General features: G+C 63.5%; 13 protein-coding genes and 1 pseudogene. 5 read left to right on the top strand and 9 right to left on the bottom strand.

Annotation, left to right across the window (positions count from 1 at the left end; translation table 11 throughout):
* Nucleotides 1-8: 8 nt before the first annotated feature.
* Nucleotides 9-875, bottom strand: a complete 867-nt coding sequence (locus tag CRO48_RS02905; RefSeq protein WP_097136239.1) for a sugar phosphate isomerase/epimerase family protein — start codon at nucleotides 873-875, stop codon at nucleotides 9-11.
* A gap of 315 nt (nucleotides 876-1,190) precedes the next feature.
* On the opposite strand from CRO48_RS02905, the pseudogene CRO48_RS02900 reads away from it, so the two are divergent.
* Nucleotides 1,191-1,700: pseudogene (locus CRO48_RS02900) on the top strand (ABC transporter permease subunit); the annotation flags it as partial.
* A gap of 69 nt (nucleotides 1,701-1,769) precedes the next feature.
* The gene (locus tag CRO48_RS02895) at nucleotides 1,770-2,453 is read left to right on the top strand and encodes an ABC transporter ATP-binding protein (protein WP_342588231.1); all 684 of its coding nucleotides are present in this window, start codon (nucleotides 1,770-1,772) and stop codon (nucleotides 2,451-2,453) included.
* A gap of 59 nt (nucleotides 2,454-2,512) precedes the next feature.
* Here the strand turns inward: CRO48_RS02895 and CRO48_RS02890 are convergent, their stop codons facing one another.
* The gene (locus CRO48_RS02890) at nucleotides 2,513-4,315 is read right to left on the bottom strand and encodes a monovalent cation:proton antiporter-2 (CPA2) family protein (RefSeq protein ID WP_097136236.1); all 1,803 of its coding nucleotides are present in this window, start codon (nucleotides 4,313-4,315) and stop codon (nucleotides 2,513-2,515) included.
* A gap of 3 nt (nucleotides 4,316-4,318) precedes the next feature.
* Complete coding sequence (locus CRO48_RS02885) at nucleotides 4,319-4,588, bottom strand: hypothetical protein (RefSeq protein ID WP_097136235.1); 270 nt, start codon at nucleotides 4,586-4,588, stop codon at nucleotides 4,319-4,321.
* Nucleotides 4,589-4,832: 244 nt separating this feature from the next.
* Here CRO48_RS02885 and CRO48_RS02880 point away from each other — a divergent pair, with 244 nt between their 5' ends.
* Entirely contained in the window at nucleotides 4,833-5,306 is a 474-nt protein-coding gene (locus CRO48_RS02880; RefSeq protein WP_097136234.1) for a MarR family winged helix-turn-helix transcriptional regulator, read from the top strand.
* A 107-nt stretch (nucleotides 5,307-5,413) separates the two neighbouring features.
* Nucleotides 5,414-6,478: an FUSC family protein gene (locus CRO48_RS02875; RefSeq protein ID WP_245423402.1), complete on the top strand. Its 1,065-nt coding sequence runs from the start codon at nucleotides 5,414-5,416 to the stop codon at nucleotides 6,476-6,478.
* Here the strand turns inward: CRO48_RS02875 and CRO48_RS02870 are convergent.
* From CRO48_RS02870 to CRO48_RS02860, 3 genes are all read right to left on the bottom strand, one after another.
* Nucleotides 6,471-7,526, bottom strand: a complete 1,056-nt coding sequence (locus CRO48_RS02870; RefSeq protein ID WP_097136232.1) for an aldo/keto reductase — start codon at nucleotides 7,524-7,526, stop codon at nucleotides 6,471-6,473. The two genes, CRO48_RS02875 and CRO48_RS02870, sit on opposite strands and share 8 nt — an antisense overlap.
* A gap of 134 nt (nucleotides 7,527-7,660) precedes the next feature.
* Nucleotides 7,661-8,383, bottom strand: coding sequence for a GntR family transcriptional regulator (locus CRO48_RS02865; RefSeq protein WP_176526638.1), 723 nt, complete (start codon nucleotides 8,381-8,383; stop codon nucleotides 7,661-7,663).
* 93 nt (nucleotides 8,384-8,476) lie between these two features.
* Nucleotides 8,477-9,514, bottom strand: coding sequence for a zinc-dependent alcohol dehydrogenase (locus CRO48_RS02860; RefSeq protein ID WP_245423401.1), 1,038 nt, complete (start codon nucleotides 9,512-9,514; stop codon nucleotides 8,477-8,479).
* Between the two features lie 166 nt (nucleotides 9,515-9,680).
* Here CRO48_RS02860 and CRO48_RS02855 point away from each other — a divergent pair, with 166 nt between their 5' ends.
* Entirely contained in the window at nucleotides 9,681-10,859 is a 1,179-nt protein-coding gene (locus CRO48_RS02855; RefSeq protein ID WP_097136228.1) for a M24 family metallopeptidase, read from the top strand.
* Nucleotides 10,860-10,880: 21 nt separating this feature from the next.
* Here CRO48_RS02855 and CRO48_RS02850 read toward each other — a convergent pair whose 3' ends face one another.
* From CRO48_RS02850 to CRO48_RS02840, 3 genes are all read right to left on the bottom strand, one after another.
* Nucleotides 10,881-11,603: a GntR family transcriptional regulator gene (locus tag CRO48_RS02850; RefSeq protein ID WP_176526637.1), complete on the bottom strand. Its 723-nt coding sequence runs from the start codon at nucleotides 11,601-11,603 to the stop codon at nucleotides 10,881-10,883.
* Between the two features lie 138 nt (nucleotides 11,604-11,741).
* Nucleotides 11,742-12,566 (bottom strand): sugar phosphate isomerase/epimerase family protein, encoded by an 825-nt coding sequence (locus CRO48_RS02845; RefSeq protein WP_097136226.1) that lies wholly within the window; start codon nucleotides 12,564-12,566, stop codon nucleotides 11,742-11,744.
* Nucleotides 12,567-12,575: 9 nt separating this feature from the next.
* On the bottom strand, nucleotides 12,576-13,316 hold the full coding sequence (locus CRO48_RS02840; protein ID WP_097136225.1) for an SDR family NAD(P)-dependent oxidoreductase: 741 nt from the start codon (nucleotides 13,314-13,316) through the stop codon (nucleotides 12,576-12,578).
* Nucleotides 13,317-13,332 lie beyond the last annotated feature (16 nt).

The raw sequence follows: 13,332 nt of genomic DNA, 5'->3' as shown, positions 1-13,332 counted from the left end.
ACATCAGGTTAATCGCCCGCGGCGTTGCCGGCGAGCAAGTACCTGACATAGCTTAAGCTTTTTTCCAGCGCCGCGGCCTCGTCGCCGTAGCCTGGTGCCAAATAGTCGATCTCGATTGCGAGCACGCCGTCATAGCCCGCCCCTCGCAGTGCCGTGAGAGCAAAAGACATGTCGATCAGGCCTTCGCCGACCGGAACACTGGGCCAGAAGGCGATCGTGTCGGGATCGCCGCCGCGCGCCATGATATCCTTGATGTGCGTGGCGCGTGCATAGGGGGCCATGCGACGGATGGCATCCTTCGGGTTCTCGTGCATGCGCAGATTGTTCGCGGTATCGAGGCAGATGCCGAAATAGGGCGAACCGATCGTCTCGACGAGGTCGACGATCTCGTCGGTCAGAAGGTCGATGTGGTTTTCAACGGCGAGGACGATCTTCCGCGCCTCTGCGGCCCGCAGCAGTTGCATCAGCGGCGGGAGCAGGCTCGCCTTGTGTTCGGCCCAGCTTGCGGGCCTTGTGCCGCGTCCGCCGGCGCAGATGCGCATGGCCTTCGCCCCGACTGCGTCCGCATCCGCAAGGCTGGCGAGCGCGCCTTCGAGCGCCTGCGGCGTCTTGCCGGAGTGAAAGCCGCGCGGATGTCCCCAAGCCCAGACCCGCTCCAGTCCCAGAAGATCGAGGCGGCGGCGGATCTCGCCGGTGAGATCCTTGTCGCCGACCGGCAGAAAGCACGATTCGAGCGAGACGGCCTCGACGCCGAGGCTGCTGGCGCGGTCGAGAAAGTCCCACACCGTCCAACGGCTGCCGGGGTCCGTCTCGAGACCGGCGTAGGTCTCGCCGAAATAACGATGGAACGTGTAGGAATCTATGCCCAGCTTCACCGGTGGTCCTCCTCCTTGGGTGATGGCTGGGCGCATAGCAGGAAAACGAAATGCGCACGAGAGGCGATCGGCAATTTCGGCGGTGGCGATAAAAGTGGAGTCAAGCTGAGCGTCGGCAGAATGAATGCGCTGCGCGCAGTGCATGGTCGCGGTGCCTTCGTGGGAATGACGAGAACGGTAAAGGCGTCGGGCGCGCATTCTCTGCAGGCGCAGAAAAGCACAGGATTCTGCTGTGGCGGGCATTTCCCACTGATTTCTAGGAGAAAAATCTAATCATCGCAGAGAGGTTGAAAAGCGCGTTCTCGATTTTCTATAGTTACAATAGAAACGCTGCAGATGGTGCGGAACATTCCGCATCTTGCGCTGATCCCGCTGGTGATCCTGTGGTTCGGGATTGACGAGACGGCGAAGATCTTCCTCGTTGCGATCGGCGTGTTCTTCCCGATCTACATCAACACCTTCCACGGCGTGCGCACCATCGATCCGCAACTCGTTGAAATGGCTTCCGTCTTCGGGCTGGACCGCAAGGCTTTGATCCGGCGCATCATCCTGCCGGGTGCGCTTCCCCCGATCCTCGTCGGACTTCGTTACGCGCTCGGCTTCATGTGGCTGACGCTCATCGCTGCTGAGACGATTTTCGCCACCAGCGGCATCGGCTACATGACGATGAACGCGCGGGAGTTCCTGCAGACTGATGTTGTGCTGCTGGGCATCATCGTCTATGCGCTGCTCGGCAAGGCCGCTGACGTGGCCACCCGCGCGATCGAGAAGCGCATGCTCGTCTGGCACCCCGCCTACCAGGCAGATACAGGAGCAAGACGGTGAGCCTCGCTGAAATTTCCACGCTGCCCGATCAACAGGAAGGGAACGGCGGACTGCCGATCTCGCTCAACCGTGTCGAAAAATCCTTCGGCAAGCTCAGCGTTCTCAGCAGCTTCAACCCTGGAAGTTCCCACAGGACAGTTTTTCGCGGTCGATGGGCGCTCCGGGGGCGGCAAGTCGACGCTGATGCGGCTGATCGCCGGCCTCGATGCGGCGAGCGGCGGTCGCGTCTCCATCGCGGGAGAGACGGTCGAGCGCCTCCATCCCGCCGTCCGCCTGCTCTTTCAGGAAGCACGGCTGGTGCCCTGGCAGCGCGTCGTCGAAAATGTCGGCATCGCGCGCGGTTCGAACTGGCGGGAGACGGCGCAGCTTACCCTTGCGGATGTCGGGCTGGGAGGTCGCGAGCAGGATTGGCCGAGTGTCCTGTCCGGCGGCCAGCGTCAACGCGTGGCGCTCGCCCGCGCGCTTGTCAGTCGGCCGCAGATCCTGTTGCTCGACGAGCCCTTCGGTGCGCTTGACGCATTGACGCGCATCGAAATGCACCGCCTGCTCGAGCGCATCTGGGCCCAGCGTGGCTTTACGACGGTCCTGATCACCCACGACGTCGCCGAAGCCGTCGCCTTGGCCGACCGTGTGGTCGTCTTGCGCGAGGGGGCAATTGCGCTCGACATCGACATCGATCTCGATCGCCCGCGCCAGGAACTGGCCGATCCGCAGGCCGTCGATCTGCAACGCCGCATTCTCGACGCTGTATAGCATTGAAGGGGAGCCGCTGGTTCCCCTCAGATCATCCGCTGGAAATCGCCGCGCCGGGACTACGCGCTCCCGGGGCCTGCCGGCACCTTCTTCTGTGGGGCGTTTCCGTGGATCAGGTCGCGCCCGGCATAGATGCCCTCGGCTGTTTCGATGGCGAGGCGTTCGCTGTCGCGGCGGCGAACGTCCTCCATAACGCGCTGCCGCTCCGCGTCGTCGACATCCATCACCGCAAGCGCCTTCTCTCCCAGCGCCAGGGCGGATTCGAAGGTTTCGCGGATCTGCCATTCCACGCCGGCCTGGATGAGTTCCATGGCGTGCTCGCGGTCAAAGGACCGCGCGAGCACCGGAACCATGGGAAATTCTGAACGAAGAAGTTCGGCGATCTTCAGGCTCAGCGCCCGATCATTGACGGCGATGATGACCATGCGTGCGTCATGCGCTCCGGCCGCGTGGAGGATGTCGAGGCGGGAGCCGTCGCCGTAGTGGACCTTGAAGCCGAAGTCGCGCGCATTGCGGATCGCGTCCGTGTCCGTTTCGATGATCGAGATCGAGCAGCCGTTGGAGAGAAGCGGCTGGCTGACGATCTGGCCAAAACGGCCGAAGCCGATCAGAAGCACGCTTGCCGAGAGGCCGTCGGCGGTTTCGACCCCCTCCATCGACGGTCGGGTTTTAGGGACGAGGCGATCATGCAGGATCATCATGATGGGGGTAAGCGCCATGGAGACGATGATCGTCGCGGTCAGCATGGCGTTGGCCTGCCTGTCGATGATCCCCACCGCGGTGGCGGCGGCATAGAGCACGAAGGCGAACTCGCCCCCCTGGGCCATCAGCACCGCACGCTCGATCGCCTCCCGCCTGCCGGCTCTGAAGAGGCGGGCAACCGTATAGATGCCGAATATCTTCAATGCCATGTAGGCCACGACGGCAATGGCGATCAGGTGCCAGTTGGCGGCGATGGTCGCGAGGTCGAGCGACATCCCGACACCCAGGAAGAAGAGGCCCAGCAGGATGCCGCGGAAGGGCTCCACGTCGGCCTCGAGTTGATGCCGGAACGAGGATTCCGACAGAAGCACGCCGGCCAGAAAGGCGCCCATCGCCATCGAGAGGCCGCCGAGTTGCATGGCCAGCGCCGCGCCGAGCACGACGAACAGCGCGGCTGCCGTCATCACCTCGCGCGCCTTCGCCTTGCCGAGAAGACGAAACAGCGGATCGAGAAGATAGCGCCCGGCAAGGACCAGGCCGATGATGGAAGCAAGGCCGATCGCGACGCCGGTCATCCGGTCGGCGAGCGTGGCGTCTGCCCCTCCGGGTGCAAGGAACGCGACCAGCGCCAGCAGCGGCACGATAGCGAGATCCTCCAGCAACAGGATCGCTACGATCCTGCGTCCCTTGGGCAGGCCCATCGCCCGGCGCTCCTCGAGCATCTGCATGACGATGGCGGTCGAGGTCAGCACGAAACCGGTGCCCGCGACGAAACTCTGTGCCACCGGATAGCCAAGTGCCAGGCCGACGCAGGTGAGCAAGCCGATGCAGAGGGCAACCTGGGCGAGGCCAAGGCCGAAGATTTCTCCGCGCATCGACCACAGCCGCGATGGCTGCATCTCAAGGCCGATGACAAACAGAAACATCACGACGCCGAGTTCCGCGACGTGCAGGATCGATTGTGGATCGGAAAACAGCCCTATGCCGAACGGACCGATGACCAGTCCGGCGGCGAGATAGCCGAGCACGGAGCCGAGCCCCAGGCGCTTGAACAGCGGGACAGCGATGACGGCCGCCCCCAGCAGGATGACGATGGGTGCGAGAGCAAAGCCGTGATGGGAGGCCGCTTCGGCGGCATGAGCAAGGGGTTCCGTCGCCATGGATCAGTTCTTTTCCAGCTGCCAAGCCAGCGCCGCCGCAAGCGCTGCCGGAACCGCGAAGACCACGAGCAGGATCGGCAACTCCTGAGCGACCGTGTATCCGGCTTTCGTCACGCCCACCCACATGTTGGTTAAGGACACGGCCAGCCATGCGGGTACGAAGATCTTCGCCGCGGTTGCCGCTCCGACGGCGTCGCCGCCCCAGAGCTTTCCGAATAGAGCGAAGACGCAGAGCATTGCGGCGCCCCCGATGATGACAAGCAACATATGCATGGTCGTTCCCCTGATCTCTGCGTTCCCCGCGGCATGCCGTCGCCGGCAAGAATTGCCGGAGTGGCAGCCTCGCTCAACCGTCGTCGGCCGGAACGGTCTGGCGGTCCATTGTTCGTCCTCCGATAGCACAAAGCAAATGTCAGGGGCGATAGCTGCGAAGATCGCGAGAGCGGTAGCCGCGAAAGTCTCCGCCGGCAATTTAGTTTGAATTGCAAATCAAACTAAATTGTGCTTCACTGCTTTCATGATCAAAGATGACCCCTCTCTGCGGTCCCGCTTCGGGATACGGTTCTCACTGCTTGCCCGCCGCTGGCGGCGGGCCCTTGATGTACGCCTTGCCGAATCGGGTCTTTCGGACGCCACTTGGGCGCCTCTGATCCACCTGCAGGAAACCGGCGGCGGCGTTTCGCAGAAGGAACTGGCAGCGCTTGTCGGAATTGACGGTTCCAGCCTCGTGCGCCTGCTCGATATCCTCTGCAGGCAGGAACTGGCCGAGCGTCGCATCGATGATAACGACAGTCGTGCGCGGCTGATCTATCTCACGGCGAAGGGCGAGGAACGGGTTGCCGAAATCCGGCGGGAGCTGGCCAAAGGCGAGGAGGAGATGCTGGCGGATATCTCCGACAGCGAGATCGCCGAAATGCTCCAGCACTTCGACAAGATCGAACAACGGCTGTCCGACATACAGACGCGGCGCCGAAGAGAAGCTTCCGAATGAACACCAGAATATCTTTGGCCACCGAAGCTGAGTCATCTGCTGTGTCTAGGGCTCGCCGGGTAGATGCAGCGCGGCACGTTCTCCACACGCATCAGGTCCGCGAGAGCATGAGGCTGGCACAGCAGCCTTCCCTGCGCAATGCAGCGCTGGCCGGTTTCCAGGCGGCGGCGACCGCGGCGCTCGCACTGCCGATCGTCCTTCTCTCGCCCTGGCCGCATCTGATCGGCTTTGCTTCGCTCGGAGCGCTCGTCGCGCTGTTCGGTCGGTTCGCGCCGCGCGCGAGCCGGGGCAGGGTCCTTATTCTTTGTGCGTTCTGGCAGACCTTCGCGGTCGTCGTCATGTCGCTGGCGACCTGGCTCGGCGCATCTCCCGCCATCCAGTTGCTGGTGCTTGCCGTTTGCTCCGGCCTGTTTTCCTTCGTCTGTGTGTCCGGGCAGTTCGGCCCGCCGGGCCCGCTCATCTTTGTGTTCGCTGCCGGCGCGTCGATGGGGCCGGTGGCTTCCGGCTCGGCTGTCGTCGAGCGTGCGATTGCAACTGCGTCGGTCGCCCTCATTGCCTTTGCCGTCTGCGCATTGACGGAAGCCCTGCGCAAGCTTCCGGAGGAGGGCAATTCCCTTGTTGGCGAGCCGCGCCGGCCGGTCGCTCACCGGGTCATCGCGGCCATCCGTGTTGCTCTCGGGGCAGCGGTCGCAGCCCTTTCGGCGCATGCGCTGGGTGCGGCTCATCCCGCTTGGGCAGCCATCGGGGCAGTTGCCGTCATCCAGGGAACCCATCTGCACATCAGCATGAACCGCGCGTTGCAACGGACGGCCGGCACGATCATCGGTGCCGTCGTCGTATGGATGGTTCTGGTCCAGCAGCCGTCTGTCTGGACGATCGTCGCGTTACTTGCTGCCCTGCAATTCGCAACCGAAATCGTCATCGGTTTCAACTATGCGCTGGGCCAGATCTTCGTCACTCCGATGGCCTTGCTCATGAGCCAACTGGCGGCACCGCACGCTGCAGGCCCGGGGATGGTGCCCGAGCGCGTGCTGGACACCCTCCTCGGCGCCGCTATCGGCGTCGTGCTCGCCATCCTATGCTCGACGCTTGATGACAGACGGTATCTTGCCGAGCATCACGCCGCCCGTGCTTCAAGGAACTCCGTCGCGAGAGCCCCCACTTCTACTTGAGGTGTGGACCGAGGAGGACCCGATCCGCCTCGCCCAACCGGTCGCTGGCGGTATTGAGCTGGTGCCAGTAGGGGTACAGGACGGGCGGCGCGCTGACGGCATCAAGCCGACCACGCTCCTCATCCGACAGGGTCAGCTCGGCTGCTGCCAGATTGTCGCTGAACTGCTCGGGCGTGCGCCCGCCGATGATGACCGAGGTGACACCCGGCCGGCCCAACAGCCAAGATAGTGCGACGCGGGCCGCGGAGACGTTGCGCTCGTTGCCGATTGCCACCAGCGTGTCGACGATGTTCCACAGGCGGTCCTCGTCCCGGATCGGCGGCTCCGTCCACCCGGCGAACTGCCGTGTCCCTTCCGGCGCGGACTGGTTTCGGCGGTGCTTGCCCGAGAGCAGGCCGCCGGCGATCGGGCTCCAGACAAGGACGCCGAGGCCCTGATCGACGGAGATCGGAAGGAGCTCGTATTCTGCTTCGCGCGCTTCGAGCGTGTAATGGATCTGCTGGCTTACGAAGCGCGATCGCCGGTCTCTGTCGCTCACCCCCAGCGCCTTCATGATGTGCCAGCCGGAGAAGTTGGAGCAGCCGACATAACGCACCTTGCCCTGGCGGACGAGTTGATCCAGTGCCTCCATCGTTTCTTCAAGCGGGGTGACGCCGTCCCATTCGTGCAACTGGTAGAGGTCGATGACGTCGGTCTTCAATCGCCGCAGGCTTGCCTCGCAGGCACGGATGAGATGGTAGCGCGAGGAACCGACATCGTTGGGATCCGGCGACATCGCAAAGCGCGCCTTGGTGGCGATGAGCAGGCCATTGCGGCGCGGACCGCCGATGATTTCCCCCAACACTTCCTCGCAGGCGCCTTCGGAGTAGACATCCGCCGTGTCGATGAAATTGACGCCTGCATCGAGGCACATGTCGACCAGTCGCCGGGCGTCGGAGACGCCGAGGTCGCCAACCGTCTTTGCCCAACCCTTGCCACCAAAGGTCATGGTTCCCATCGTGATGGTCGAGACCTTCAGGCCCGAACGACCGAGGAGGCGGTATTCCATGTTTTCGTTCCTTGTGTTCGATTGCAGTGCGCTGGCTGCATATGTGCATCAGGGTGGCATAGAAACGTCAAGTCGAGATATTTCGCTTGTCGCAGTCGCTGAGCGACGCCCGGCCGGCCGGTGCCGGCCGGGCGTCAGCCGGATCGCATGTCCAACAGGGCCAACGCATTGGCGTAGTTGGGCTCCATCGCCTCTATATGCTGCTTCAGGAGAAGGCGCAGCTGATCGGCATCTCTTGCCTCAACGGCGCGGGCGATCTGGTGGTGTTCTTGCAGGGTCTTTTGCCGGTGCAGGCCCAGTTGTTCGGCAAGATGCGATCGGATCGCCGCCAGCCGGCCGGCGGCGATCCCGTAGGCTTCAATGACCAGCGGATTGCCGCAATGGGCGATGAATGCCTCATGGAACTGCGTGTCCGCCGTGGCATAGGCAAATGAATCGTCTTCGTCGCGCGCCTTTTCCATGAGCGCCAGCGCCTGTCGAAGCGCCGAATGCAGGGCTTCCGGCGCCCGCTGCGTCGCCCAGTCCGCAGCCAGCAGTTCGAGCTGGAGGCGATACTCGACCAGCGAATGCAAGGTCGCCTGATCCGGCTTGAAGACAAAGCTGCCTCGGCGCGGCAGGATGGTGATGAGCCCCTGCAATTGCAGCATGGTCAATGCTTCGCGCACGGGCGTGCGGCTGACTTCCATGGCGGCCGCGATCTTTTCCTCCGAAAGCGCCTCGCCCAGCGCCAGTTCCCGGCGAAGAATTGCGGCCTTCAAGCGATCGGCGACAATTTCCGCAAGGGACTGCGGCCTGATGGGACTTATTTTCATCGGATTGATGTTCCTGTCGGCTTTCAGGCTCTCATGTTCGTTCATGGGACGCGTCATTTCCTATGACCGGCTGGGACGGCCAATCGTTACAGACATTCCTTTGCAGCGATAAGGGGGAGGACCTGTTTACGGTGCAGGTCAATTGACCAGGACGAGCTTTGCCGCATCTGCGAGCCCCCGATCGAGAGCGGCGAACGCTGCTGCGCCATCGGACATTTTCCTTGTCTCGACCCAGTTCAACGGGCCCAGACCTCCGGATGCGAGCAGGGCCACGGTCTCGCGGAAATCGATCGTGGAATAACAGTAGGATCCGACGAAGGCGATTTCTGCGAGCGTCAGGCGGCGAACGTCGACGCCGTCGCCACCCGGCAAAAGGCCGAGATGTACGATGGTGCCGCCGCGCCGCGTCATGCGAAAGGCGGCCTCCCGCGTGGCCTGCGCGCCTACGGCGTCAAAGACAAGGTCCACGCTGGCGATGGCAGGTTCGTCCGCGCCGCCGGGCTCGTAGGCGACGATATCGCCATTTGCAGAGCGTGCGGTCGCTCGTCTGTTCGCGTTCGTCTCGCCCAGAAAAACTTGCCGCGCTCCCTGGGACAAGGCCACAAGGGCCGTGGCCAACCCGATGGCGCCGCCACCCAGAACCGCGATGCGCCGAGCAGAAAGAGGGCGGTCTGACAGGCGAGTTGCGATCCGGACGGCGTGGTAGGCGACCGCGACCGGTTCGCTGAGTGCGGCGGTAACGAAATCCATCTCATCGGGGATCGGCACCAGATTGGCTTCGCGGACCACCACCTTGTCGGCGAAAGCCCCCGCATGCGGAGGCAGTCCTATATTGCGCTGTTCCTCGCAAAGCTGCGGCGCACCAGAGATACAGGCGTTGCAGCGGCCGCAGGTCAGCAACGGATTTACCGTGACGCGCTTGCCCGTCATCGGCCCGGTTTCCACCACGCCGGCAAATTCGTGCCCCATAATCATCGGCGGTATGCGCCGCGGGTCGTAGCCGTGATAACCATGCATGTCGGAACCGCAGATGCCGCAGGCTGCCACGCGCACCACCGCTTCACCCGGACCAGGGCGAGGGTCGTCGAGCTCCCGGTACTCCATGTTTTCTTTCCCGAGATAGACGAGCGCCTGCATTCCTTTCTCCTCCCCTTTTTCATGGGCGTCGCCGCCCATTCCAGCCGCACGCCCTTGCCTCCGACGAAGCGTCAACTTGCAAGCTGAGGTACTGTATGTCAACAATCGCTTGCGGCATCCGGGCGGGAGGGGCGCGGCCAATCGGCCGGTGACCGTGTGGTGAGTGTGCCGAGACTGCTTGCATGGCGCAGGAGGAGGATTTGGAATGAAAGCCGAACATGGTGCTTCCGGTGTCGCGCCGTTTGATACCGGCCTGCTCGATCGGTTGATGGAGGAGCGGGGCCTCGATCTGCTCCTTGTGACATCCAAGCACAATGTGCAGCACCTGTTGGGCGGCTACCGCTTCTTCATGTTCGATTACATGGATGCAACGGGTCTAAGCCGCTACCTGCCCATCTTTATCTATCGGCGCGGCCATCCTGAGTTCACCGGCTATGTCGGCAATCCCAATGAGGCCTATGAACGGGATCTCGGAAGTCTCTGGCCCAGCCATCTCGATCTGCGCGCGCGCGGATCGGTCGATGCGATGCGTTATGCGATGGAATACGTCACCTCCGCCGGGATCGGACTATCGTCCATCGGCGTCGAGGCAGGGTTCCTCCCGGCGGATGCGATGAAGGCTCTGCAGGACGGCTTGCCCGCCGTGCGGCTTACGGATTGCGTCGAAGTGCTGGAGGAATTGCGGGCGATCAAGTCGCCTGCGGAACTGGAGTGTCTCAGGATTGCCTCCGAGGGGGTCGTCGATTCGATGCTGGCCACGTTTGCGCGTATCGAGCCCGGACTTGCCAAGCGCGATGTCGTCGAAATCCTGCGGCAGGAGGAGGTGCGGCGCGGACTCAACTTCGAATATTGCCTGATCACGGCGGGCAAAGATCTGAACCGCGCGCCCTCCGACCAGCGGATCCGGGAGGGCGATATCCTGTCGCTCGATTCCGGCGGAAATTATCGTGGCTATATCGGCGATCTCTGCCGCATGGGCATATTGGGGCGACCCTCGCCGGAGCTCGAAGACGCGCTTGCCGCGATCGAGGAGATACAACAGCTTGCGCGCCGGCCGATCCGGCAGGGTGCGATGGGCGCGGAGATCTTCGAGGCCGTTGCCGGGCGCATGTCGCGCCCATGCGAGGGAAAGCTGAGTTTCGTCGCGCACGGCATGGGGCTGATTTCCCACGAGGCACCGCGCCTTCTCGATGACGGCCCGATTCCCTACCCGGCGGCCCACCGCAATCGGCCGCTGCGTGCCGGCATGGTCCTGTCCATCGAGACGACACTGCAGCATCCGCATCTCGGTTTCATCAAGCTGGAGGACACCGTTGCCGTGACCGATGACGGGTGCATCGGCTTCGGCGATGCCGCGCGCGGCTGGAATTCGCTGGGGCGCTAGAGCATGCTCTAGAAGGCCGGCTCAGTCGGGGAGCGGGCCGATATGGTCGAACGAGGCGTTGCGCGTCGCCTTGCCCGATCGTCCGGTCGCGCCAGGCACCGCGATCGGTTCCAGGCTGTAGCGCTTGGCCATCATGAGAATGTGGGTTCCGAGTGCTTCCATGGCGCCGTTCATGTCGTTGGCCTCGAGCATCGACAGGATCGTGAAGTGCTCCTCGCTCGCCTGCCGGCGCGTAGGCAACGTCGACCGGTGCGATCTCAATGCGCCCACTTTTGCGGCCACGAGCCGGTAGGCGTTGATAAGGTAAGGGTTTCCGCAATTCTCGATCGCAACGCTATGGAAGCGCGTATCGGCGCTGGAACTGCGAAGATTGTCCTCGGCGAGGATGGCCTCCCGCATCTCTTCCGCCGCGGCCGTCATCGCCGCAAGCGTTTCGCTACGCTTTTTCTGCATGGCCAGCCGCATTGCCTCAAGCTCGATCATCCGGCGGAACTCGCAAAGGTTTTCCGTATCTTCCCTGCTTGGGAGGAACACGAAGCTGCCCCGCTGGGGCCGGATGTCGATCAAGCCCTCCTGCTCGAGCGCCGTGAACGCTTCGCGCACCGGGCTGCGGCTCACGCCGAGTATGGTTGCCAGCTTGTCCTCGGAAAGCGCGTCACCAAGCTCCAGTTCTCCGTCGAGAATGGCGCTGCGCAGGCGCTCCGTGACGCGGGCGGTCAATGAGCCACGTGTTCTACGTTCCACTTCGCGATGCCTCCCCGACCTCTCGCGTGCACACTCATCCAATTCGTCCACACCATCATTTCGAAACGGGCCACCCTGCCGGCGTTGGGGCCGCGGAGGACGTCCGTTCCTCGCGGTCGTTCAACTGGCGGCCGATGCTCATGATCGGCCCGGCAGTCCGTCGAGAAACGCGCGCGTGGCAGCCATGCCCCTGCGTGCCCTCTCAAGAAAGTCGAGTTCCGTATCGCCTTTGTGCGGCGTTTCCACGCTGATGGCAATGCTTGCCGGAAGCAGCGCCATCAATTCCTCAAGCCACAATCCGCCGTCGCCCGGCAGCATTCGCGCACTGCGCGCTTCCGCGATACAGGCCGCATTGTCGGCGGGCTGCTCGGCCGGTGCGTCGCAAAGCTGGAGATAGAGGATATGGTCCTGCGGCAGGGCGGCGACGGCGGCTGGATTGCCACCGGAGCGTGACAGATGCAGAGTATCGAGCAGGATGCCGACATTGCCGCGACCTGAAGCCAAGGCCAGTGCTTCCGCATCCTCGATGGTTGCCGCGTTGCGCCAGCGCATGAATTCGATGGCCATCTTCATCCCTTGATCGGCCGCAGCATCGGCGATGCGCGCCAGATTGTCCGCCGCGCGCGATAGCTCCGGGTCCTCGCAGGTGATCTGCATGATCGGCATGCCGAATTCGCCGGCGGTCTCGATGACGGGCAGCCATGCCTCCACGTCCGTGTCCGGCAGCAAGGTGAAAACTTCGCCGTCGAGGAAGGAGATGCCGAGATCGGCTGCGACGGTGCGGATCTCGCGGATCAACGGCCGATCGCCGACGATCGGGTGGGCGAGCGACAGGCCGTGCGGGGCGATGAGTCGCAGCCCCGCGGCGTCATAACCTGCGGCGGCTGCGCATTTTACGTGTTCGATCGGCGGGCATCCCTGGACGGTCAGGAAGGCGAGGGAAAGCAGGTGTTGTCCGTGCATCGGCCCGCCTCAATAGGTCGCGCGGCCGCCGGAAACGTCGAAAACAGCGCCGGTGGAGAACGAGCATTCTTCGGACGTGAGCCAGCACACGAGTGCGGCCACTTCTTCCGCGCGGCCGAGACGCCCGACGGGGATCTTGGATGTGACGTAAGCCTTGAATTCGGGGGTCAGCTGCTCGAGCATCTCCGTCTCGATCGCAGCCGGCGTCACGCAGTTAACGCGAATAGAGGTTGTCGCCAGCTCTCTGCCGATCGATTTGGTGAGGCCGATCACGCCCGCCTTCGAAGCCGAATAGGCCACCGCGTTCGGGTTGCCTTCCTTGCCCGCTATCGAGGCCATGTTGACGATGCGTCCGTATCCGGTCTTCAGCATTTCCCGGACGGCTGCCTGGCAGCAGTGGAAAACCGCGTCGAGGTTGAGCGACATGACGAAGCGCCAGCCGTCGAGGGGATACTCGGCGAATTCCCTGAGCGGCCCGTTATGGCCGGCGCAGGTGACCAGAATGCCGAGCGGCCCGAGATCGCTGACGACCCGTGCGGTTGCCTCGTGCACCGCGTCGGGGTCGGTCACGTCGACCTCGTAGCCCTTCGCATTGGGAAGCTTTGCTGCGGCCGCCTGCGCACGCTCGCCGTTGATGTCCCAGATCGCGACCTTGTGCCCCTGGGCTGCCAGCCGCTCGGCGATGGGATACCCAAGGCCGCCCGCGCCTCCGGTGATGATCGCAACCCGTGACGTCTCGCTCTGCTGCATACGTTCCTCCTCCCGT

Origin of the sequence: Rhizobium subbaraonis, assembly GCF_900220975.1 — a bacterium.
Lineage (GTDB): Bacteria > Pseudomonadota > Alphaproteobacteria > Rhizobiales > Rhizobiaceae > Mycoplana > Mycoplana subbaraonis.
The sequence above is the reverse complement of the archived record's forward strand: the minus strand, read 5'-3'. Positions and strand labels throughout refer to the sequence as shown.